General features: G+C 42.7%; 1 protein-coding gene. It reads left to right on the plus strand.

The window, feature by feature from the left end:
* The coding region (locus ACQCVH_RS25440; RefSeq protein ID WP_426838414.1) for a transposase at positions 1–255 on the plus strand (255 nt) is incomplete at both ends.

A 255-nucleotide genomic window follows, 5' to 3' on the forward strand; every position in this document is an offset into this window, starting at 1 on the left:
CGAACGACGGGATTACAGAAATGGCTATTATGAAAGAGAACTCCTCCTCGGTATCGGAAAGATTAAATTGCGGGTTCCACGTACACGAGAAGGTGATTTTTCCCCTTCACTATTTGAAAAATTTTCCAGGGTCGACCAAGCTCTTACGCTCTCTATGCTTGAGATGGTTGTTAATGGGGTCTCTACTCGGAAGGTCACTAATATTGTTGAACAGCTTTGTGGTGAGAGTGTATCAAAGTCCTTTGTTTCTTCACT

Origin of the sequence: Bacillus infantis (genome assembly GCF_050107595.1) — a bacterium.
Classification (GTDB): domain Bacteria; phylum Bacillota; class Bacilli; order Bacillales; family Cytobacillaceae; genus Bacillus_AB; species Bacillus_AB infantis_C.